Below are 22,084 nucleotides of genomic sequence, written 5' to 3'. Positions count from 1 at the left end.
ATGATATATGATAGCTACTGAATTGATAGAAGGTCAGGGGCTGGGCAACCAGCTCTTTGCATATGTGACTGCCAGGGCCGTGGCTCTTGACAGAGGCTGTGAGTTTGGCCTTTATAATCCCGAGCAGTTTGGCAATAATATCCATTCCAGGAAGGGCATGTATTTCATGGATATAGATACAGGCCGTGAGCTGACGGATGATGAGCGTCAAGGGATGACTATCTGGAATGACGCTGAGGATAGGCTCTATAAGGCCAGCTCGGGGGCAGATATGACAAGAGGCATATATGTCAGCGGCGCTGATATGTCCATTATGGAAGTGGAGGATAATACACTTCTTAGGGGCAATCTTCAGGCGGAGAGCTATTTTGCTGCTCACAGGGATGAGATCAGGGACTGGCTTAAGGTCAAAGATGAATATGACAGTCATGAATACACCAGGGACAATCTCTGCATCCTTAATATGAGGGGAGGAGAGTATAGTTCATCTCCCGAGCTCTTTTTGCCCAGGAGCTACTGGCTCAGGGCTATGAAGAACATGAGGGCATTAAATCCTGATATGGAATTTATGATAGTGACAGATGATACCGAGGCAGCAGCCAAGGTACTGCCTGAGATCCCTGCATACCACTTTGATATGGCAGGTGACTATGTGGCTGTCAAGAATGCCAGATATCTCATATTATCCAATTCATCCTTTGCTCTTTTTCCTGTGATGACCAGTGACACACTTCGATACGTCATAGCTCCCAAATACTGGGCCAGATATAATCTGTCAGACGGTTATTGGGCTTCAGAGCAGAATATCTACAGCTTCCTCAATTATCAGGACAGGAAGGGCAGGATATTCACCGCTGATGAATGCAGGAGAGAACTGGAAGAATATAAGAGTAAAAACAGATTTTATTCAGAGCTGGGACATAAGCCTGAGGGCATAAAATATAAGATCGGTATGCTTGGAGCCAAAATGGTATATTACACATGGTTTGCAGGCAGGATCAGGCTGAGCCTTATGAGGCGACTTGGGCTGATACGCCGGGCGGCATGATAATGATGATTGAGGAGACGGGAGCATATGGCTGCTGCCTATGATGATAAGAATAATATAAGAGCTTTAGGGTGGGCAGCGTCATATCTGCAAAGACCGGAAATAGTCAGGATCAGGGAGATACTGTTTTTTCTGATGCTGACATTGGAGATAGGCCTTGTGATAGTGGATAAGAGCAACTTCCTCTTTCCCTGGCCCAGTTATGTATTCAGACTTACATTTCTGATGGCATGCGCCGTGGTCCTTCTTGGTATAAATAGCTTTGACAGGAAAGCTTTTCTTTTCTTTGTCTTTTTGATCATATTAGGCGGGACGGATTATTTCTTTTCCGGAAGAAATGAGCTCCTGCGCTTTTTTATGTTTACAGCTGCTATGACAGGGCTGGATCTCAGGAGGGTCTTAAAGACTTATTTTTATGAGACGCTGTGCGGCACGGGCCTTATTATGATCCTGTCTCTGACAGGTATATACGGAGGCATCAGCAATATCTCGGGAGAAGGTATAAAGCGTTACTGCTTTGGCATGGGTGATGCCAATGCCTTTCACTGCATGCTCATGGTGTTGATACTTCTCTTCCTGTATTTGTACTATAGGGATATGAAATGGTATCATTATCTTCTGGTATTTGCAGCTAATCTCTCTTTTTATTTGCTGACAGGCTGCGATACAGCTATGATCATAGGGACTCTTGCGGTTATCGTATTCTCTCTTCTAAGATATGTCCCTGCACTGGCTGCTAATATCATCCCTTATATAATTGGGACCCTTGGATACATATTCAGCATAGGCTTCTCCATATGGTCTGCCAGAGTCAGCAGATATACCTGGAGAGAGGAGCATCCTTATGTACAGTTTGCAGACAGGCTCCTCACAGGCAGGATCAAGAATCTCTACTGGAACTGGGATGCCCATCCCGGAGCATATGAGAGCTGGAAGCTCTTTGCAGGTAGAGATACAGACTATTATTTTGATATGGGCTGGTGCAGGCTGGCCTATTGGTATGGCATGATCCCGGCTGCTGTAATATGCCTTGTCATACTCTTTATAATGATAAGGGCTATGAAGATGAGGGACGGGGCTGCTTTGATATTGATCACACTTGTGAGCATATATACTATTGCTGAAGCTCACTTTGTATCTGTTTATATAGGCAGGAATATCCTGTTGCCCATAGCGGCCTTGTATTTATTTGGCATGGAGGTTCCGGATAATAATGAAAGTCAGGACTGAAAATATGGATAATAAAGCCTTGCAAAGAGGCAGGGCAAATAAGCATGATGTGCGCTTTACTGCTGTGGCAGTCATAGCGTTGATCTCCTTTGTATTTATACTCATGTTTAACTTCTTTACGCCTCTTATCTCGGATGATATGAGCTATGGATCCCAGGTAAGGGAGGCAAAGTCAGTCCTTGATCTCTTTAAGCAGGAGTATCAGCAGTACATGACATGGAACAGCAGGACTGTGACCTTTATATTCTTTAGGTTTATGCTCTGCCTGCCCCAGTGGATATTCAAGATCATCAACAGCTGTATGTTTATGCTGCTGTCTTTTCTTGTATATATGAATGTGAGAAGGCGTGACAGGTGGGATCCTTTTGTGATGCTCCTGGTACAGCTGGGACTGTGGATATTCTCAGTTAATATGGCTCAGACCATGCTCTGGATGGCAGGCACTATGACTTATCTTTGGGGAGCCGTGATCATCCTGGGCTTTATGACCTGGATGAGAGATCTCCTTGCAGCAGACCGCAAGGCTTCACTGCCTCTCATTATAGGAGCATTCTTCTTTGGCTGGGCAGCAGGCTGGTGCAATGAGAATACATCAGGAGCGGCAGCTCTTTTTCTCATCATCCTCTATGGCTACAGGAAGTGGTCGAAAAGGGTGATCCCTGCTTATCATTACAGTGCATTTGCAGGTAATGTGGTAGGTCTTGCCTTTATGGTACTTTCTCCCGGAGCCAGGCTCAGAGGGAGCTTTGCAGAAGAGAATTACAGCGGACTTGCCAAGTATATTGCCAGGTTCCAGAAGCTGACGCTTTATAACAGAGATGAATTTCTGATACTGCTGGCAATCTTTGCTGCAACAGTCCTTTGGACAGTTATGTATATATACAGAAGAGAGGGGCACCTGGAGCTTACAAGACTGGTTATTGCCCTTCGCAACAGGCTGACCTTCTTTGCACTGTATTTTGCTACTCTCTATGTGCTGATAGCAACAGCGCTCCCTCAGGTAAGAGCTATCTTTGGCGCAGGTATATTCCTATTGATCGCCTGCATCCAGGGCCTGTCTGATAATCTCAGGGAGGCTGAGAATTATGAAGACAGCTGTGCTCTTATGAAGGAGAGCGTTGGTGAAAAGGTCTCGGGAGAAGTGCTGGAGAAGGCGCTTGGCAGTATGCTGACCTTTATCTACGCTGTATGTGCGGCGGCTCTTAGCATCTATCTCATATTTGATCTTATAGACTGCGGCGTTATGCTCATGAGGATCCGCAGAGATTATGATGAGAGAGTGGCATACATCCTGGAGCAGAAGGCCGCTGGAAGTGATGATATCACTGTGGCACAGTTTCATCCTGACTTTGATAACCATTATAGCTGCGCTTATGAGATGGAGCTTACAGATGATCCTGACTTTTGGATCAATGTGCAGTATGAAGATTATTTTGGAGTAGACTCCATCAGGGCTATCCCTTATGAAGAATGGGAAGCTGTTTACAAGGATCAATAAATTTCCCCGATCTGTCTTTCCGGCTTCCCCTTGCAAAATGGCCGGATGAGAGCGGGCTCGTTGGAAGGTTATAGGCATATGGTATACGATTGCATACCCTTTTTTAATGAACTGGATATATTAAAGCTCAGGTTAAATGTTCTGGATCCATATGTGGACCGCTTCGTTATAGAGGAGGCTACCACTACTTTTTCGGGAGAGCCAAAGAAGCTGGTATTTGAAGCCCACAAGGATATGTTCAGGGAATTTCTCCACAAGATCACTTATATAGTGGTAGATGAGAATCCCAGAGACATAACTACCTTTGAAAGGGATGTCTTCCAGAAAAATCACCTGATAGAAGGACTTAAGGATGCCACGGACACTGACATCATCATGCTCAGTGACTGCGACGAGATCCCAAGGCCTGAGGTATTGGAGAAGATCATAGAGAGCTTTGATCCCGGCAAGGTATACCACCTGGCCCAGGATAATTACTATGCTTTTATCAATATGATGGAAGTATCGGGAAGGCTCCTTGCAACAGCGGGAGATTTTCCTGAGATAGCTGATGGAGACAGGAAGTGGCTGGGTACCAAGATCACTTCTATCAGGCAGATTCCAAAGGACGGTATAGTAAGGCTTAGGGATCAGGTCCCTGTGACAGATCCAAGGAGTGTAAGAGTGGCTGACGGTGGTTGGCACTTTGGTTATATGGGCGGTCATCACGAGACCAATGCAGCAAAGCGCATAGGCGTCAAGATTAAGGCGGCGGCCCATCAGGAATACAATGAGAGAGAGATACTGGCTGAGACTATGGATCATCTGATCCTCTCGGAAGATCTTCTTGGCAGAAATGCCAGGTTTGAGTGGAACGAGGTGGATGGCAGATATCCCCGTTATCTTCTGGAGCATCTGGATGAATATGATTATCTGGTAATGCCCAGGATCACAGCAGCAAAAAAGCTCCTGGCAAGGCTGGACCTCACTGCAGGACGCTTTATCAGAAAGGCCTGGCATCATGTGATGAGACGCATAGGCCTTGAACAATAAATGGGAAGAATATGGCTGAGTATAAAAACGGAAAGCTCCAGCTTCCAAATGTGACCTTATGTGCCCTTACCAGTGTCAAGGTAAAGGCCACTGTTAAGGCTATGGAATACAGCATGAGAGGGGTGGACTTTGGTGATGCTGTTCTTGTGACACACAAAAAGCCCTTTTATCTGCCCTCATCCATTAGATTTGGCAAGATTGACAAGCTGGATAACATCGACAAATTTAATTATGATATGATATACGAATTGTATAAGTATATCAACACTGACTATTGCATGCTGGTCCATTACGACGGCTTTGTGGTCAATCCTTCATCCTGGAGGGATGAATTTTTGGACTATGATTATATAGGTGCTCCATGGCCTATACCTCCGGAAGATGACAAGGTGACCTACAGGGATCCTGACGGCAGGCTCATGAGAGTGGGCAACAGCGTGGGCATCAGGTCAAGGAGACTACTTGAGGCTCCTGCACTTATGGGATTGCCCTGGGAGAGCTTTGAAGGCTGGTACAATGAAGACGGCTTTTTATGCTGTCATCATCACAAGGAGCTGGAGGAAGCCGGAATGCGCTTTGCGCCTCCTGAGCTTGCAGCCCATCTGTCAATGGAAAATGAGACTCCTGAGACAGAAGGAGTAGTGCCCTTTGCTTTTCATAAGTGGGCAGGCAGGAACAGTGTATATCCAAGGTTCCATGATCCTGCATGGTATGAGAGGGCTTACAGAAAGCTCCGTCACGCAGGCCATGTCCTTTTAAGAAGGTAACCCATTATGTCTGTTAAGAATGCCAAAGTATCAATATGTATACCTGCCTATAATGATCCTGCAGGCCTTGAGCGCCTTATGGATTCCATAGTCATTCAGAGCTACAGGGACTATGAGGTGATAATCTCCGATGATTCGTCGGATGATAGCTGCAGGAGGCTGGCAGACAGATACAAAGACAATATAGAGCAGCTCATATATATAAAGCATGAGTCTACAGGGCGCCCCGGAGATAATTGGAATGCAGCTCTTGAGAGAGCAGGCGGGAGCTATATCAAGATGATGCTCCACGACGACTTCTTTACTGACGAAGAGAGTCTTGGGACTTTTGTTAAAATGCTGGATGATAATCCGGATGCGGACCTTGCCTTTTCAGGGACCTGGCAGGTATCTCCGGAGAGCAGATTTTCCAGGCATATCTCGGACCGCGATCTGGAGATCATATCAAAAGATTCAAAAGATTTATATCTTGGTAATACCATTGGAGCCCCATCTGCTGTTATAATACGTGACAGGGGCTGCAGATTTGATAATAAGCTTCGATGGCTCATAGATATGGACTGGTATCTGAAGGTACTTACAAGTAAGGGACAAGGACCAGGCCAGATGGTATGCAGCAAAAAGCCTCTGGTGTCCATAGGTATCAGCGCCGGTCAGATGACCAATTACTGCAAGAGCCACAAAAACCTTGTACGCAGAGAGTACCTGAGACTTATGCGTGTGCATAAGCTCTATGACAAGAAGATCAGGCTGGGATACCTGTTTAAGAGACTCAGGGATCCTGCATGATATAGGGGAATAAGTATATGGGGAAGTGTTTTAGGGAGGAGTAGTATGAACGGTAAAAATGAGTATTCAGTAAAATACCTGCTCTGGATATTGGACTGCCTTGTTATATTCTTGAGTTTCATAGCAGCCACATATATCAGATGGGGCAATTTCAACAGCATGCATGACAGGACACTTCACTTCCTGGTCTGCTTTATCATGATCCTGACCTGCACGATCTATTCCTTTGTGGCAGATTACAACAGGGATTACATGAAGAGGCGCTTTCCTCAGGAAACACTGGCAGTCCTGAAATATGAGATAGTGATCATTTTATCGACCATGGTCATTAACTACCTGCTGAATATCGGAAGTATATTCTCCAGACTTGTAATGTTCTATTTCATACTTCTGGATTATATATTCACAGTGCTGGTACACCATTTCCTGAGAAACGGACTTGGAGCATATTGGAAAAATGCCGACACAGCTGTGAAGATACTGATCCTGGCTGGGGAAAAGGATCTGGAAAAGACTATCCGCCATATGCAGCATCATATAGATATCAATTATGCCATCGTTGGTGCTGTATGTCTGGACAAGGATATGAAGGGGCAGGTGATAAGAGGAGTATCTGTGATATCAGACAGAGAAGGACTTATAGATACTGTTACCACTATGCCTTTGGACGAAGTATTTATCTATACTCCTGATATATCCCAGACATCTCTTGCAGACGTTATCAACGCTTTTGGAGACATGGGTGTGACAGTACACTACTGCGTAGAGCTTCCTGGCGTCAGCGGCAAGACCTCTGTAGGCATGATAGGCGGCTACAGCGTTATCTCCTATTCAAAGGGAACAGGCAGATACAGGGCTCTGATCATCAAGAGACTGGTAGATATACTGGGCGGACTTGTTGGTGTTATCTTCACCGGAATATTGACAATATTTGTGGGCATAGCAATTAAGCTTGATTCTCCCGGACCGATCTTTTTCTCACAGACCAGGATCGGCAGAAACGGAAGAAGATTCAAGATCTATAAGTTCAGATCCATGTATATAGATGCTGAGGAACGCAAAAAAGAGCTGGAAGCCCAGAATGAGATGGAAGGCCTGATGTTCAAGATCAAAAACGATCCCAGGATCACCAGGGTTGGTGCCTTTATCCGTAAGACTTCCATTGATGAGTTCCCTCAGTTCCTCAATATCCTTAAGGGCGATATGAGCCTGGTGGGAACCAGACCACCCACCGAAAATGAGTTTGAGCAGTACAATGAATATTACAGACGCCGTATCAGTATGACACCCGGCCTTACAGGCATGTGGCAGGTCAGCGGAAGAAGCGATATAGAGGATTTTGATGAGATAGTAAAGCTCGACCTTCAGTACATCGATAACTGGTCTCTGGGACTGGATCTGGAGATCCTATTCAAGACTGTAGCAGTAGTACTTAAGGGCAGCGGAGCATCGTAAAGAAGTTATGAATTTAGCGATTGATTGTTTTAAACTGATCAAAGAGGATCCGGATAACGAAGAGCTGTATGCTCTTGTAAAGTCTCTGGTGGCTTATCTTGGACTTGAGAACAAGAAGAGGGATCTGGAACACCATATCATGATCCTGGGCAACGAGAGCAACCAGGAGGATCTGGATGTGGATGGTACCAGCTTCCTGCTTATGGACGGAGATCCTACAGACAGCAGGTATCTCTTCTACTGGGAGACCTTTGGCGTGGCTGCCATGGCTCCAAAGCTGGAATGTGACAGGGTCTTTTACCCAAGCGGCAGACTCCCTGTGAGATATAACGGCTCTCAGACAAGTCTCCTCTTTGCACATTTGAGCCCCGGTGACAGTCTCCCTCATCCGGAGCTTATGAGGCGCTTTTATTCATCTGCCAGACGTGCTGACAGGGTGATCACAGTGGACAGAGGGATAGAGGAGAGGATGCTCCAAAAGGTCCCCGGCGTGGAACCCAGGATGAAGCTCCTTGAGGATCTGGGGGATCACAGAGCAGGCCTCAATGAACTGGGAGAATGGTGGGCTGAGCTCTTTAGAAACTAAAGCCAAAAAGGCTGGATAGCTTTTATAATGTGATTCATGACTGTGATTCGTGACTATGGATAATGACTATGGATAATAGAGAGATATCCCTGATAATCCCTATCTATAATGCCGAGGCTTATTTGCAGGACTGCATCAGAGCCGTTGACAGTCAGATTTTTGAAGACTTTGAGCTGATCCTGGTAGATGACGGATCTACGGATGGAACTGCAGCTACTCTGGATAAGCTGACTTCTTTGGAAAAACCATATGATATCAAGGTGATACATACCCCTAACAGGGGTGTATCAGCCGCCAGAAATACAGGCCTTGCTGCTTCAGCAGGCCGTTTTGTCGTATTTGCGGACGTGGATGATGGGCCCTTGGAGGATTATCTCTTAAGATTGCATACGGCTATCCTGGACGGCTATTACATGGTGACCATGAGAGATGATAATGCGTCTATGGCCTTGAGCGATAGGGGAGACGTGAGTAAATGCAGCAAGATAGCAGGATCTGAGATATATGCCAGGATGACAGGATATGAATATATCAGGCGGGCTCTTCTTGAGCGTGATAATCATGTCTGGGGCAAGATATACCTTAGAGATAAGATAGATGAGCTTATAGGTGGCAAGTGGTTTACAGAAGGCATGGCTATAGGAGAAGACATGCTCATGCTCCTTGATATAGCTATGGCCATAGGAGATGAGAGGCTTATAGGCGCCATCCCTGCAGGAAGCTATGAATATACTATCAATGAGAATGGAGCTATGCTCTCGCCCTTTAAGGCTTCTGACATGGACCAGATCAGGTCCTGGAGGATGGCCTATGAAGTCATGAAGGAGAGAAAGGACTGCTTTTCTGATGACACCTTTGTCAGGCTATCGGTGATCAGGATCATGGCAGCCATAATAGTGGCAGGCAAGCTATATGCCATTCCGGCATCCCTTGCCGACAGGAAGAGAGAATATATAGATGGCATAAGAGCTGCAGTAACAGACAGCCTGATGACCAAAGGAACCTTTGCGGCCCTGGACATTGGCTACAAGGTCAAGACTCTGCTCTTTCTCATATCTCCCGGCTTATATATCTTTATTTACGGGAGCCTGAAAAGGAAATAATACTCCTTGTCAGGAGCTCTAAGGCAGCCTTTAATATGCTGTCAAATACAAGACAAGCCATGATGACAATAATAGCAGGCAGGAGACAGCCCATAAGGGCTATGGGACTTCCGGGATCTCTTATCAGAGACAGAAAGCCCGGCACTGCCAGCTGTATCAGAAGGACAGGAAACTTGTTCCACAGTAGTACGGGAAGCGTATTTCTTCCCACGAAGCTGATGTCAGGTATCCTGTCTTTTATTATGCTTCCAAAAGATATGAAGGATATGGCAAAGGAGATGCCGCTAAAATAATATAGAGCAGGATAAAGGCCGTATTCATCTGTCCTGGCGCTGGTCTCGCCGTTTATAAGTCCAAGGAATATGCCTATGGCAAAAAAGAAGATAAAGCTTATGGAAGCTGATAGGAGGGCTCTGCCCTGATCAGCTTTGCCGGAAGGATCTGTACTGCCTAAAGAAGAGGGAGCTCCTTCCTCATCTGATGAGCCCTTACCTGTCATCCTGTATATGTAGGGGCGAAGTATGATGCCAATTTGGAAGAAGGGCATGGCATAAAGAGCACCTTCGATATGCCAGGGGAGCCTGAGATCTGTCACAAAGCCTGAGAGGATAAAGGCTAGCCCTGATGTCAAAAAGGAGAAGATCAGCCTTGAGACTATAGCCATAAGACTCTCCTTATTTGAACATATAAGTGGGAGTATATATCTCTCATATATTTCTGCTATTATAAGTAATACAAAAAAGCAGGGCAAAAACCAAAGGGAATTATTCCATTTCATATGATCATGCTTGGCATTGGCATAGACAAGCTCCAGGATATTGCTCATAAAGCTTTTTTCGCCGCCGCCTTCGCGGAGCATATCTCCTGCAAAGCTTCCCATTATGCGGTAGATGCATATACTGATGATGCCGGCAAAGAGATAGGGCTTTATCAGGGCCCTTGCCTTTTTGGAAAGGAATGCGGGAAAGGACCCGGAAGGTCTGTAGCTTACACCAGACAGTATAAAAAATACGGGTATCGTAGCCGGTACTATATATGCAAAATAAGGGCCGTCCCGGAGCAGGTGTGCCAGGACGACCAGGTATATTGAGATGGCTTTTGCAATGTCTAGAGCATATATTCGTTTACTGTTCATATTCTTCCTTTACAAGTCTGACCAGCTGCAGTAATTATATTACACAATGGCCTCGATATAGAGATCGGGGGTCTGGGTAAGATCTATATATTTTTCTCCGGCGCGTATAGTGGGCTTGGAGAGGTGGTCTCTGTTGATAAATACGATATCACCCTCAATACCGTTGTTGAGCCTTACTCTGTTAAGGAGGTAGGTATTGACGATGTTGGTCAAAAAGGTCATGATAGCTCCGGTGTCGTACTTTTGCAGGCCCTCGTTCTCAAAAAGAGATATGGCCACAAAAGGACACAGGGGACCTCTGTAGACGCGGGCACTGGTCATAGCATCATAGACATCAGCTATAGCTACAATCTTGGCATATGGGTCTATCTGAGGAGCCTTGAGATGCAGAGGATAGCCTGTTCCGTCACATCTTTCATGATGCATGAGGCAGGCATTTTTGATATGATTGTCAAGATCAGTATCCTTCAGGATCTTATAGCCTTCCTGGGGATGGGTCTGGACAATGGTATATTCGTATTGAGTAAGCCTGGCAGGCTTTGTGATGATCTTCTCCGGGATGACAAGCTTGCCTATATCATGGAGAAGGCCTGCTGTGGTCAGGGTGCGTATCTCCTTTTCAGGCATACGCAGCCATTGCCCCAGGATGTTGGATATAAGAGCCACATTGATGCAGTGTGTGTAGGTGGCGTCGTCATATTGTCGCAGTGAGTGCATCATGTCAAAAACATTGGAGGGACCGTTGGTGGTCTCTATCAGTTCAAATACAGGGGATGTCAACTGATTGACATCGATGGGTGCATTGTTTTTGACCACATTGTTGATGTTCTTTTCAAAGCCCCCTGCTGCATTTTCAAAGTCGGCCTTGAACTGCTTGAACTGCGCAGTCTGCCTGAGCCTTTGAGAATAAGACAGATCTCCCAGGCTACCGCTCTCTGCAGGTATTTCGTTGTTTATGGGTTCTTCTACAAGGACATTGATGGTAGAATAGAATTCCAGCTTGGCAATGGACTTGTCATCAAGTACAGACCCTTTGGGAAGGATCAGCTGGTCGTTGTTATATGTGTAAACATTCTCTGCCAGGACCATTCCGGGCAGAAGATTGGCAGTCATTACACGTTTCATTGACAAGGCTCCGATGGGTGCTAAGTTGTCAGTTAAATTAATTATAGTTATGACAACGGTAAAAGTCAAAATGTGATAGAATTATACAGTCAAAGAATTTCGAAAGGAAGGTAACGAGATGGGAAGATATTTTGGAACTGACGGCTTCAGAGGAGAAGCTAATGTGGGCCTCACAGCAGATCATGCATACACAGTGGGAAGATTTCTGGGCTGGTACTATGGTGAACTCAAGAGACAAAAGGGTGACACCTCCGCTCCCAGGATCGTCATCGGTAAGGATACAAGACGTTCCAGCTATATGTTTGAGTACAGCCTGGTAGGAGGCCTTGTAGCATCCGGAGCAGATGCATATCTTCTTCATGTTACAACCACTCCATCAGTTGCTTATGTAGCAAGAGTTGATGAGTTTGACTGCGGTGTCATGATCACTGCCAGCCACAATCCTTTTTATGATAACGGTATCAAGCTGATCAATGGCAACGGAGAGAAGATGGACGAAGAGACCATTTCTCTGGTTGAGGATTATATAGACGGACATCTTGAAGTATTTGGCAAGAAGTGGGAAGAGATCCCCTTTGCGACCAAGGATGCTATTGGATGTACAGTAGACTATGTATCCGGTAGAAATCGCTATATCGGATATCTGATCTCTCTTGGTCTTTACAGCTTCAAGGGTATCAAGGTAGGTCTTGACTGTGCCAACGGCGCATCCTGGAATATAGCCAAGTCTGTATTCGATGCTCTTGGCGCTACCACGATCGAGATGGGCGTAGAACCCAACGGCACCAATATCAATAACGGCGTAGGCTCTACCCATATTGAGAATCTGCAGAAGATGGTAGTGGAGAAAGGCCTGGATATCGGCTTTGCATATGACGGCGACGCAGACAGGTGTCTGTGCGTGGATGAGAACGGCAAGGTAGTCTCCGGTGACCATATCCTCTATGTATATGGCAAGTATATGAAGGACAAGGGCGAGCTGGTAAATAATACTGTTGTTACCACTGTTATGTCCAACTTTGGTCTCTACAAGGCATTTGACGAGGCAGGTATTGAATATGCCAAGACAGCTGTTGGAGACAAGTATGTATATGAATATATGAACGAGCACAACTGCATCCTGGGCGGAGAGCAGTCCGGTCATATCATATTCAGCAAATATGCCACCACAGGTGATGGTATCCTCACATCTATCAAGATGATGGAAGTGATGTTGGCACGCAAGAAGAAGATGTCAGAGCTCTGCTCTCCACTCGTGATCTATCCTCAGGTTCTGGAGAATATCAGAGTGACGGATAAGGCTGCAGCTCAGAATGATCCTGAAGTCAAGGCCAAGGTTGAATCAGTAGCCAAAGAGCTGGGCAAGACAGGACGTATCCTTGTACGTGAATCCGGTACAGAGCCTGTAGTACGTGTAATGGTAGAAGCAGAAGACAAGGAAACCTGCAGAAACCTGGTAGATAGTGTTGTTAATGTGATCAAGTCCAGAGGATACGAAGCATAAAGGTTTGACATGGATCTCTTTGAATACGCAAGATCTCTAAATAATGAAAAGGAGTCCCCTCTTGCAGCCAGAATGAGGCCGACCAGTCTTGATGAAGTCGTGGGTCAGGAGCATATCATAGGCAGAGACAAGCTCTTATACAGGGCGATTAAGGCTGATAAGCTGGGCTCCATCATACTCTATGGACCTCCCGGTACCGGCAAGACTACCCTGGCCAGGGTGATCGCAGGGACTACTAGTTCCGAATTCGTCCAGATCAATGCCACAGTAGCGGGCAAAAAGGACATGGAAGAAGTGGTGGCAGCTGCCAAAGAGCGGGCAGGGATGTATCAGAAAAAGACTATACTTTTTATAGATGAGATACATCGTTTTAATAAAGGTCAACAGGACTACCTCCTTCCGTTTGTGGAGGATGGTACCCTGACCCTTATTGGAGCCACTACGGAGAATCCGTATTTTGAAGTAAACGGAGCTCTTTTGTCCAGGTCATCTATATTTGAACTTAAGCCCCTGACTGCAGAGGATGTGAGAAAGCTCATAATCCGAGCTGTTTATGACAGTGAGAAGGGTATGGGAGCTTATAATGCTCAGATAGACGATGATGCTGCAGATTTTCTTGCAGATATGGCTGACGGAGATGCCCGTCATGCTCTCAATGCCATAGAACTGGCTGTTATGACCACAGACAGGTCGGAGGATGGCCTGGTCCATATCACCATGGATGTGGCTCAGGAATGTATCCAGCGCAAGGCTGTGCGTTATGACAAGGACGGGGACAATCATTATGACACCATATCCGCTTTTATCAAAAGCGTGAGAGGCTCTGACCCTGATGCGGCTGTATATTATCTGGCCAGGATGCTCAGTGCAGGTGAAGATCCCAAATTCATAGCCAGAAGGCTGATGGTGCTGGCATCTGAGGATATAGGCAATGCAGATCCCCAGGGGATCCAGGTTGCTGTGGCAGCCTCCCTTGCTGTGGAGAGACTGGGCATGCCTGAGGCCAGGATCGCACTGGCTCAGGCAGCGTCATATCTGGCGACAGCCCCTAAGAGCAACAGCTCCATATGTGCTGTTGACGATGCGCTTGGTGAAGTGGGTAAGAGCGGCAATCTGCCCATACCCCCTCATCTTCAGGATGCCCATTACAAGTCGGCATCAAAGCTTGGCCACGGGATAGGTTACAAGTATGCTCATGATTATCCAAATGATTACGTCAGGCAGCAGTATCTGCCCTACGAGCTCAATGGCCGTGAGTTCTATTCTCCTTCGGGTAATGGTTATGAGGTCAAGATCAGAGAGCATATGAAATTCCTGAAAAAGGAAGAAGCAAAGAGGCTCGAAAAGTCCCGGACTGACCAGGAAGAGGATCAAAATAACTAATAAGCTAAGGATCATTATTGTTTTAGAGATAAAATAGGGAAGGGCGAAAGTTGGCATCACAGTATCTTACCTTATACAAGATCATAGTATTATATATGCTCAGACGCTCCGAGGTTGCGCTTAGCAAATCCCAGATATTCGATTTCATACTGGGTAATGAGTATACGACCTTCATGACATTACAGGAAGCCTTTGGAGAACTGGGAGATCAGAAACTTATAGAGGAAAAGAAAGTAAGAAACAGGACTTACCTGGAGCTTACTCCTGCGGGAGAAGAGGCGCTTGACTTCTTTGGAACCAAGATGGACCCGGGTATCAGGGAACAGATAGATCTGTATCTCAAGGAGAACCGCATCAATATCAGAGATGAAGCTCTGATATTATCTGATTACGGCAGGTGCATGGATGGCACCTATGAGATCCATCTGACAGCTAAAGAGATGAACAGTACTCTCATAGACATCAGGATGATGGTACCTGACAAATCAATGGCAGAAGTGATGTGTGATAAATGGAAGGACAGGAGCAGCGGTATCTACAGATACCTTATGGAAGAATTGTCTGAGTAACTATAGTTATTATGCTTTGAAGCGTTGACAATAAAGGTATCTCCTAGTATAATAACTTTCGTGGCTCGAGAGATGCTCTATTACCAAATCTCTCACAGCTCAGATGCTGCTATGGCTCAGTCGGTAGAGCGTCGCCTTGGTAAGGCGGAGGTCACGGGTCCGAGTCCCGTTAGCAGCTCGTATATAGCTCAAAGCTTTGAATCTTCAAAGCTTTGAGCTTTTTCTTTTTTTCTGGTATGATCCTCTTTTCTATGCATCGTTATAATCAATGTTTTTGCACAAAAAACCCGGACCAAAAGGTCCGGGTAAATAATACCAGGTATATCAGTGTGAGGATGCTGTCTTTGTAGCAAGGATCACTTTCTTTAATACTCCCTTAGGATCAGCGATCAGAAGTCTTACGATCCAGATTACCATACCCAGGGCTACAACGGTCAGGCCAAGGAAAGTATCATTGAGCATATCTGCTGCTGCAGGAGTAAAATACTCTGCGCCAAGTTCTGTATACTCAAAGATCGCATCAACCAGCCACATCAGGGAAGCGCCCCAATAGAGCCAGCAAAGTGTGCCCAGCCTCATCTCATTTGAAGGAAGAGACTTGTACCAAAGTGCTGTTGAAATAACTGCTGCAAATACTGATATAAGAAGTGTCATTTAGTTTTCCTCCGATGCCGTATTATCTGAACTACGGCGTACAATAGCTTCTGCAGCTACACACATAACGCCCCATACAACTGTGATCAGAGCAGCCATGGAAACGCCAACTGTTGAGAGTTCCTTGAGCATTTCTGCTGTATCTGCTGCATTGGAAGCTGCAGTCAGGAAAGGGAACCAGGGTGTTACTTCGCCGTGCCATACATGCTCAAATGCAAGAAGTACGGAACCGCCTGCAAGAAGTCTGTTGAGCCAGTGGAGCTTGGTTGACAGGGGAATAATTGACTTGGAAGAATTGCCTGTAGCTTTTTCTTTGCTTTCTACAGCCTTAGTGATAACGGTAGTAACTACCGCTTCTGTGGTGGGTGCCAAAAAGCATGCCATATAATATGCCCTCCTTTATTGTTAATGATCACATAAATCCATTATATTTTAAGATTATTGAACTGATATTTCAAGCCTAATAATATATGTCCCTGGATATCAGACCGGGTAGTAGTCTTCCTTGCCCTTTACTATCATGGCCCTGCCTCCTGTGATGCCTGTGATAGTCTTTTCCAGCTCATCCGCTTTGTCTGTGGTCACAGTCACATCAAAGGATACATCTGCTCCATATACGGGATTTGACAGCTCCAGACCCATTTGAGACAGGCTGTGCTGGATCTTGTCCAGGAAGCTGTAGGCTATGGTTACCTGTAATATGACCCCTATTTTGAGCTCTGCAACATCTGCATCCTCCAGGGAAGCTTTGGCTGCAGCTGTATATGCTCTTACCAGGCCCCCTGTACCCAGAAGTGTGCCTCCAAAATACCTGGTCACTATGATAAGGGCGTCGGATAATCCTGACGTAGTAAGGACGTCCAGTATAGGCCTTCCTGCAGTCCCTGAGGGCTCTCCGTTGTCGCTGCACCTGGTGATCTCATTTCTTTCGCCCAGCACATATGCGTAGCAGTTGTGCCTGGCATCCCAGTATTCTTTTGAGATACGTTCTATTATCTCTTCTGCCTCAGAGCTTGAAGAGATGGCAAAAGCCTGACCAATGAAACGGGACTTCTTTTCCTCATATTCTCCGCGCCCGCTCTTTACTATTATGCGTCTTGTTGAATTATTGTTCATATTATTATCCATACCAACATAATGAGCCTTTAGGCTCCTAAAATCAAGATTTCTGCGAAGGTTTACCTATTAAAACAGTTTTGCTATAATAGTTAGATGATTTTTGTGAAACCGACTTCATGCATAAAGCGCAGAGCAAGGCATGAAGCATGGAGGTAAGTTTATAAGGTCATGCTGATGCATGGAGGAAAGATTATATGAATTATGGTAAGAATGGGGTCCGCAAGCAGGAGGCGGATCTTAGAAACGGGACCGGCAGATGGGGGAAAAAGTTTGCTGTCCTGTTTGTAAAGGTCGTTCTCGTACTCATAGTGGGAGCGATCGTTATAGGAGCAGGCGCGGTATTCGGAGCCTTTCAGGGCATCGTGGATTCTGCACCGGATATAGGTAATATCGATGTTACACCTTCAGGCTTTTCTACCTTTGTATATGACGCAGAGGGCAATCAGATAGCCAAGCTTGTATCTACGGACTCCAACAGGATACCCGTATCCTGGGACATGATTCCCGAGAATCTGGCTCACGCCTTTGTAGCTATAGAGGATGAGCGTTTCTATGATCATAACGGAATAGATATCCAGGGTATCATCAGAGCAGGATATGTGGCAGTGACCTCACGTAATTTCTCTGAGGGTGCATCCACTATTACCCAGCAGCTTCTCAAGAATAATGTATTTACGGGATGGACCGAGGAAAATACCCTTGCTGCCAAGTTTAAGCGTAAGATCCAGGAGCAGTATCTGGCAGTGCAGCTTGAGAAGTCCATGAGCAAAAATGATATCCTGCTCAATTACATGAATACCATTAACCTGGGTCAGAATACACTGGGAGTGCAGGCTGCATCCCTTAGATATTTTAATAAGTCAGTTACCAATCTGAATCTGTCGGAATGTGCTGTCATAGCTGCTATAACTCAGAATCCTTCCAGGTTTAATCCTATTACCCATCCTGAGAAGAATGCGGAGAGGCGCAGCAAGGTCCTCAATAACATGTACAAGCAGGGCTATATCAGCCAGACGCAGAGGGATGAGGCCCTGGCTGATGATGTATATTCCAGGATCCAGGTCATCGATTCCGAGATAGTGGATGATTCCATTAATTCTTATTTTGTAGATGCACTCACAGATGATGTACTGGAGGATCTGGTTGAAGCCGGTTATACGGAGAACCAGGCTTATACACTTCTCTACAGCGGCGGCCTTAAGATATATTCCACTCAGGATCCCACTATTCAGGGCATAGCAGATACTGTATTTCAGGATGAATCCAATTATCCTGCAGATACCACATGGCTACTTGATTATGCAGTTACTATCCAGAAGGCCAACGGTGAATATGCCAATTATAGCGACGAGCTGTTGGAGACCTATTTCAGGCAGACTGATCCAACCTTTGATCTGACCTTCTCATCCAAGGAGAGTGCAGAGGAAAAGATAGAAGAGTACAAGGCTTCCCTCTTGGAAGAGGGTGATAAAGTATATGACGAGAAATATACTCTGACACCTCAGCCCCAGGTATCTCTGACAATAGAAGATCAAAAGACCGGTTATATCGTAGCTATGGAAGGTGGAAGAGGCGCCAAGACAGCCAGCAGGACTCTGAACAGAGCAACGAATGCATATCGTCAGCCCGGATCAGCCTTTAAGGTATTGGCAGCCTATGCTCCTGCTCTGGACAGCGCAGGATATACCCTGGCTACTACTATCAATGACGCACCCTTTAACTATACCAATGGTACTCCTGTGAGAAACTGGTACAAGACAGGCTATAGAGGCCTCTCTTCACTAAGGGATGGTATCAGGGATTCCATGAACGTAGTCACTGTCAAGCTCATGACTCTTATTACACCTCAGCTGGGCTTTGACTATCTCAGGGACAAGTTCCATTTCACAAGCCTGGTAGAGAGACAGGAGATCAATGGCAAGATATTCTCGGATATCCAGCAGACCCTGTGTCTTGGTGGTATTACCAAGGGCGTGACCAATATTGAGATCAATGCGGCATATTCCACCATTGCTAATGGCGGTGTATATATTAAGCCCAAGCTCTATACCAGGATATTGGATCATGACGGCAATGTGATCCTGGACAATACAGCTACAAATGGTGAGCAGGTCCTTAAGCCTACAACAGCATTCCTTTTGACCAGTGCCATGAAGGATGTTGTGACCAGCGGTACCGGTGCCAATGTGAATTTTGGCGGTACTGATATAGCTGCCAAGACCGGTACTACCACCAATAATATAGACGTATGGCTTTGCGGATTTACCAACTACTATACAGCTTCCGTATGGGCCGGCTATGACAACAATGAGAAGCTCTCAGATTCCAAACTGGCTCAGAGGCTTTGGAGAGGGGTAATGGAGAAGGTCCACGAGGATCTCCCTTCAGCCCAATTTAAAGTCCCTGAGGGTATCACCACAGCGACTGTATGTAAGGATTCGGGCTTATTACCCACTCCGGGAGTCTGCGATGGTACTCTTAAGACCGAGTATTTTGAAGTTGGAACTGTACCTACAGAGAGCTGTAATGTACACATCTTCCAGACTATCTGCAACTATTCCGGACACCTGGCAACAGATTTGTGTCCTTTCAAGGTGCAGCAGGTCATGACAGTAGTTCCTGCGGAACCTGACGTATTAAGGCAGGGCTCCGGTACAACAGGAGATCCGGCTGCAGGTCAGAATCCTGTGCTTCCTGTGGGAGATATGTGTCCTCATGATGCTAATTTCTTTGCTCAGCCAAATGCCCAGGAGATACTGGTACAGCAGAATCAGGAACTGGTGAACAGACTTAGTCAGGGCGGAGCAGCAGCTCCTGAAGCACCTCCTGCTGAAGCTCCTGCATCTATAGGAGAGCCTTCTGCAGAAGATCCGTCTGTGGGTCTTGAGGCTCCGCAGGAGGAAACAGCTCCACAGGAGACTCCTCCTAATCCGTAAGCGGGATACAGAAAGTTCCTTTTGACCCTTACGTCATATAATAAAGACATAAAAACAGCGCTCAAGGTAATATATTCCTTGGGCGCTGTTTTTTGCAAAAAAATCCCCCTAAAGGAGACTTTGGATATTTCCGTTGTCTACTTTAGGGGAATCAAATATTATTTGATTATCGCTATTGATCAGCTGTTCTGGGCCTTCATCTTGGCAGCAATACCTGCTCTCTTTCTCAGTGTGGGATCCAGGATCCTCTTTCTTACACGGAGAGTCTCGGGAGTAACTTCCAAAAGCTCATCTGTATCGATGAATTCGATAGCTTCTTCCAGTGACATGATCTTCGGAGGAACAAGGCGCAGAGCCTCGTCTGAAGAGGATGTACGTGTGTTGGTCAGGTGCTTTGTCTTGCAGACATTTACCTCGATATCTTCGCTCTTGCCGCTGGAGCCGATGACCATGCCGGAATATACCTTGTCACCGGGCTTTACGAAGAGAGTACCTCTCTCCTGGGCATTGAAGAGACCGTAGGTAACAGCTTCGCCTGTCTCAAAGGCTATGAGGCTGCCCTGCTTTCTGTAGGAGATATCTCCCTTATAAGGCGCATATCCCTGATATTCTGTATTCATGATACCGTTACCCTTGGTATCAGTCATAAAGTCGTTACGATAACCGATCAGTCCTCTTGAAGGGATGTTGAACTCCAGACGTGAGTAACCGCCGTTGGCTGTACCCATGTTGACAAGTTCACCCTTTCTCTCAGAGAGCTTGGAGATGACTGTTCCGGAGAATTCTTCGGGAACGTCTACATAGCACTTCTCCATGGGCTCCAGCTTCTTGCCGTTCTCATCGGTCTTGTAGATAACTTCTGCCTTGGATACTGCAAATTCGTATCCCTCACGGCGCATGTTCTCGATCAGGACTGACAGATGGAGCTCACCTCTTCCTGATACCTTGATGGTATCTGTGGATTCAGTGTCCTCTACTCTAAGGGATACGTCTGTGTTGAGCTCTTTGTAAAGTCTGTCTCTTACCTGTCTGGAAGTAACATATTTGCCTTCTCTTCCTGCCAGAGGAGAGTCATTAACGATAAAGTTCATGCTGATGGTAGGCTCTGAAATCTTCTGGAAGGGGATAGCTACAGGATTCTCAGGGGAGCAAAGTGTGTCACCGATCTTGAGATCACTGATACCTGATATAGCTACTATAGCACCCATGGAAGCTTCAGCAACTTCTACCTTATTCAGACCGTCAAACTCGTAGAGCTTGGTGATCTTGGTAGTGATCTTGCGGGCGGGATCGTGGTGGTTGATGATAGTCACCTGATCATTGACCCTGACCTTGCCGTTGTCGATCTTGCCTACACCGATACGACCTACAAATTCATTGTAGTCGATGGTGGAGATCAGCATCTGTGTATTTGCATCGGGATCTCCCGAAGGTGCAGGAATGTAATCGATGATGGTATCCAGGAGGGGCTTCATATCCTTGCCCTGCTCCTCGGCGCTCATGGAAGCTACGCCTGCTCTTGCGGAAGCAAATACAAAGGGGCAATCCAGCTGCTCGTCGTTGGCACCCAGGTCCATGAGAAGCTCAAGTACCTCATCAATTACTTCTGTGGGACGTGCCTCGGGACGGTCAATCTTGTTGATGCAGCATACAACAGGGAGCTGCAGCTCCATAGCTTTTCTCAGTACGAACTTGGTCTGAGGCATGGGACCTTCAAATGCGTCTACTACCAGTACTACGCCGTTTACCATCTTGAGTACTCGCTCAACCTCGCCGCCAAAATCAGCATGGCCGGGAGTGTCGATGATATTGATCTTGATATTGTTATATTCAATGGCTGTATTCTTGGACATGATGGTGATACCGCGCTCACGCTCGATATCATTGGAGTCCATTACACGCTCCTGCACTTCCTGATTCTCTCTGAATATTCCGCTCTGGCGCAGAAGTGCATCAACAAGTGTTGTTTTACCATGGTCTACGTGGGCTATTATAGCGATATTTCTGACATCATCTCTTGTCTGAACCATTCTTTTCTCCTTAAAAAATATATCTTGTTCACAATTTACCGTTGAAACTAAAGAAGTATAGCACGAGTTATTACCCTGTGCAAGATTCAATATACACAAAAACGCCTGATTATGCTATTAT

General features: G+C 46.1%; 19 protein-coding genes and 1 tRNA gene. 14 read left to right on the top strand and 6 right to left on the bottom strand.

The window, feature by feature from the left end:
• The first annotated feature begins 7 nt into the window (after positions 1 to 7).
• From G636_RS0103275 to G636_RS0103235, 9 genes are all read left to right on the top strand, one after another.
• Positions 8 to 1,048: a glycosyl transferase gene (locus G636_RS0103275; protein ID WP_026506852.1), complete on the top strand. Its 1,041-nt coding sequence runs from the start codon at positions 8 to 10 to the stop codon at positions 1,046 to 1,048.
• Positions 1,049 to 1,075: 27 nt separating this feature from the next.
• Complete coding sequence (locus G636_RS0103270) at positions 1,076 to 2,278, top strand: hypothetical protein (RefSeq protein WP_026506851.1); 1,203 nt, start codon at positions 1,076 to 1,078, stop codon at positions 2,276 to 2,278.
• Entirely contained in the window at positions 2,262 to 3,776 is a 1,515-nt protein-coding gene (locus G636_RS0103265) for a DUF3329 domain-containing protein (protein WP_026506850.1), read from the top strand. Before G636_RS0103270 ends, G636_RS0103265 begins: the two co-directional genes overlap by 17 nt.
• Positions 3,777 to 3,854: 78 nt before the next feature.
• The gene (locus tag G636_RS0103260; protein ID WP_026506849.1) at positions 3,855 to 4,808 is read left to right on the top strand and encodes a glycosyl transferase GT17 family protein; all 954 of its coding nucleotides are present in this window, start codon (positions 3,855 to 3,857) and stop codon (positions 4,806 to 4,808) included.
• A gap of 11 nt (positions 4,809 to 4,819) precedes the next feature.
• Positions 4,820 to 5,575 (top strand): DUF5672 family protein, encoded by a 756-nt coding sequence (locus tag G636_RS17150; RefSeq protein ID WP_051226454.1) that lies wholly within the window; start codon positions 4,820 to 4,822, stop codon positions 5,573 to 5,575.
• A gap of 6 nt (positions 5,576 to 5,581) precedes the next feature.
• On the top strand, positions 5,582 to 6,364 hold the full coding sequence (locus G636_RS17145) for a glycosyltransferase family 2 protein (protein WP_051226453.1): 783 nt from the start codon (positions 5,582 to 5,584) through the stop codon (positions 6,362 to 6,364).
• A 45-nt stretch (positions 6,365 to 6,409) separates the two neighbouring features.
• Positions 6,410 to 7,819 carry a sugar transferase gene (locus G636_RS0103245; protein WP_026506848.1) on the top strand — a complete coding sequence of 470 codons (1,410 nt, stop codon included), beginning with the start codon at positions 6,410 to 6,412 and terminating at the stop codon, positions 7,817 to 7,819.
• A gap of 7 nt (positions 7,820 to 7,826) precedes the next feature.
• Positions 7,827 to 8,405, top strand: coding sequence for a hypothetical protein (locus G636_RS0103240; protein ID WP_026506847.1), 579 nt, complete (start codon positions 7,827 to 7,829; stop codon positions 8,403 to 8,405).
• Positions 8,406 to 8,473: 68 nt separating this feature from the next.
• Positions 8,474 to 9,508: a glycosyltransferase family 2 protein gene (locus G636_RS0103235; protein WP_026506846.1), complete on the top strand. Its 1,035-nt coding sequence runs from the start codon at positions 8,474 to 8,476 to the stop codon at positions 9,506 to 9,508.
• Here the strand turns inward: G636_RS0103235 and G636_RS0103230 are convergent.
• Both G636_RS0103230 and G636_RS0103225 read right to left on the bottom strand, forming a co-directional pair.
• Complete coding sequence (locus tag G636_RS0103230; RefSeq protein WP_026506845.1) at positions 9,480 to 10,643, bottom strand: acyltransferase family protein; 1,164 nt, start codon at positions 10,641 to 10,643, stop codon at positions 9,480 to 9,482. The two genes, G636_RS0103235 and G636_RS0103230, sit on opposite strands and share 29 nt — an antisense overlap.
• A gap of 39 nt (positions 10,644 to 10,682) precedes the next feature.
• Positions 10,683 to 11,768 (bottom strand): HD-GYP domain-containing protein, encoded by a 1,086-nt coding sequence (locus tag G636_RS0103225; RefSeq protein WP_026506844.1) that lies wholly within the window; start codon positions 11,766 to 11,768, stop codon positions 10,683 to 10,685.
• Positions 11,769 to 11,886: 118 nt separating this feature from the next.
• Here G636_RS0103225 and glmM point away from each other — a divergent pair, with 118 nt between their 5' ends.
• From glmM to G636_RS0103205, 4 genes are all read left to right on the top strand, one after another.
• Positions 11,887 to 13,272: a phosphoglucosamine mutase gene (gene glmM / locus G636_RS0103220; protein WP_026506843.1), complete on the top strand. Its 1,386-nt coding sequence runs from the start codon at positions 11,887 to 11,889 to the stop codon at positions 13,270 to 13,272.
• Between the two features lie 9 nt (positions 13,273 to 13,281).
• Positions 13,282 to 14,655 (top strand): replication-associated recombination protein A, encoded by a 1,374-nt coding sequence (locus G636_RS17140; RefSeq protein ID WP_051226451.1) that lies wholly within the window; start codon positions 13,282 to 13,284, stop codon positions 14,653 to 14,655.
• A 50-nt stretch (positions 14,656 to 14,705) separates the two neighbouring features.
• The gene (locus G636_RS0103210) at positions 14,706 to 15,224 is read left to right on the top strand and encodes a DUF4364 family protein (RefSeq protein ID WP_026506842.1); all 519 of its coding nucleotides are present in this window, start codon (positions 14,706 to 14,708) and stop codon (positions 15,222 to 15,224) included.
• 105 nt (positions 15,225 to 15,329) lie between these two features.
• A tRNA-Thr gene (locus G636_RS0103205) sits at positions 15,330 to 15,402 on the top strand.
• Positions 15,403 to 15,548: 146 nt separating this feature from the next.
• On the opposite strand, the gene G636_RS0103200 is transcribed toward G636_RS0103205, so the two are convergent.
• The 3 genes from G636_RS0103200 to G636_RS0103190 form a co-directional block, all read right to left on the bottom strand.
• Positions 15,549 to 15,878: a hypothetical protein gene (locus tag G636_RS0103200; protein ID WP_026506841.1), complete on the bottom strand. Its 330-nt coding sequence runs from the start codon at positions 15,876 to 15,878 to the stop codon at positions 15,549 to 15,551.
• Complete coding sequence (locus tag G636_RS0103195; RefSeq protein WP_026506840.1) at positions 15,879 to 16,262, bottom strand: hypothetical protein; 384 nt, start codon at positions 16,260 to 16,262, stop codon at positions 15,879 to 15,881.
• A 99-nt stretch (positions 16,263 to 16,361) separates the two neighbouring features.
• Positions 16,362 to 16,994: a YigZ family protein gene (locus tag G636_RS0103190; protein ID WP_026506839.1), complete on the bottom strand. Its 633-nt coding sequence runs from the start codon at positions 16,992 to 16,994 to the stop codon at positions 16,362 to 16,364.
• Between the two features lie 197 nt (positions 16,995 to 17,191).
• On the opposite strand from G636_RS0103190, the gene G636_RS17135 reads away from it, so the two are divergent.
• Positions 17,192 to 19,933 (top strand): transglycosylase domain-containing protein, encoded by a 2,742-nt coding sequence (locus tag G636_RS17135; protein WP_081668241.1) that lies wholly within the window; start codon positions 17,192 to 17,194, stop codon positions 19,931 to 19,933.
• A gap of 179 nt (positions 19,934 to 20,112) precedes the next feature.
• Here the strand turns inward: G636_RS17135 and typA are convergent, their stop codons facing one another.
• Complete coding sequence (gene typA, locus G636_RS0103180; RefSeq protein ID WP_026506838.1) at positions 20,113 to 21,963, bottom strand: translational GTPase TypA; 1,851 nt, start codon at positions 21,961 to 21,963, stop codon at positions 20,113 to 20,115.
• Positions 21,964 to 22,084 lie beyond the last annotated feature (121 nt).

This window comes from Butyrivibrio sp. MC2013, from assembly GCF_000424585.1.
GTDB lineage: Bacteria > Bacillota > Clostridia > Lachnospirales > Lachnospiraceae > Butyrivibrio.
The sequence above is the reverse complement of the archived record's forward strand: the minus strand, read 5'-3'. Positions and strand labels throughout refer to the sequence as shown.

Bases quoted from the DNA above. Each gene is read 5' to 3' on its own strand.
- G636_RS0103245 (WP_026506848.1), top strand. From the start codon at position 6,410: ATGAACGGTAAAAATGAGTATTCAGTAAAATACCTGCTCTGGATATTG.
- G636_RS0103195 (WP_026506840.1), bottom strand. From the start codon at position 16,262: ATGGCATGCTTTTTGGCACCCACCACAGAAGCGGTAGTTACTACCGTT.
- G636_RS0103270 (WP_026506851.1), top strand. From the start codon at position 1,076: ATGGCTGCTGCCTATGATGATAAGAATAATATAAGAGCTTTAGGGTGG.
- G636_RS0103200 (WP_026506841.1), bottom strand. From the start codon at position 15,878: ATGACACTTCTTATATCAGTATTTGCAGCAGTTATTTCAACAGCACTT.
- G636_RS0103190 (WP_026506839.1), bottom strand. From the start codon at position 16,994: ATGAACAATAATTCAACAAGACGCATAATAGTAAAGAGCGGGCGCGGA.
- G636_RS0103265 (WP_026506850.1), top strand. From the start codon at position 2,262: ATGAAAGTCAGGACTGAAAATATGGATAATAAAGCCTTGCAAAGAGGC.
- G636_RS0103240 (WP_026506847.1), top strand. From the start codon at position 7,827: ATGAATTTAGCGATTGATTGTTTTAAACTGATCAAAGAGGATCCGGAT.
- G636_RS0103235 (WP_026506846.1), top strand. From the start codon at position 8,474: ATGGATAATAGAGAGATATCCCTGATAATCCCTATCTATAATGCCGAG.
- G636_RS17135 (WP_081668241.1), top strand. From the start codon at position 17,192: ATGAATTATGGTAAGAATGGGGTCCGCAAGCAGGAGGCGGATCTTAGA.
- G636_RS0103230 (WP_026506845.1), bottom strand. From the start codon at position 10,643: ATGAACAGTAAACGAATATATGCTCTAGACATTGCAAAAGCCATCTCA.
- G636_RS0103275 (WP_026506852.1), top strand. From the start codon at position 8: ATGATAGCTACTGAATTGATAGAAGGTCAGGGGCTGGGCAACCAGCTC.
- G636_RS0103260 (WP_026506849.1), top strand. From the start codon at position 3,855: ATGGTATACGATTGCATACCCTTTTTTAATGAACTGGATATATTAAAG.
- G636_RS17140 (WP_051226451.1), top strand. From the start codon at position 13,282: ATGGATCTCTTTGAATACGCAAGATCTCTAAATAATGAAAAGGAGTCC.
- typA (WP_026506838.1), bottom strand. From the start codon at position 21,963: ATGGTTCAGACAAGAGATGATGTCAGAAATATCGCTATAATAGCCCAC.
- G636_RS17150 (WP_051226454.1), top strand. From the start codon at position 4,820: ATGGCTGAGTATAAAAACGGAAAGCTCCAGCTTCCAAATGTGACCTTA.
- G636_RS17145 (WP_051226453.1), top strand. From the start codon at position 5,582: ATGTCTGTTAAGAATGCCAAAGTATCAATATGTATACCTGCCTATAAT.
- glmM (WP_026506843.1), top strand. From the start codon at position 11,887: ATGGGAAGATATTTTGGAACTGACGGCTTCAGAGGAGAAGCTAATGTG.
- G636_RS0103225 (WP_026506844.1), bottom strand. From the start codon at position 11,768: ATGAAACGTGTAATGACTGCCAATCTTCTGCCCGGAATGGTCCTGGCA.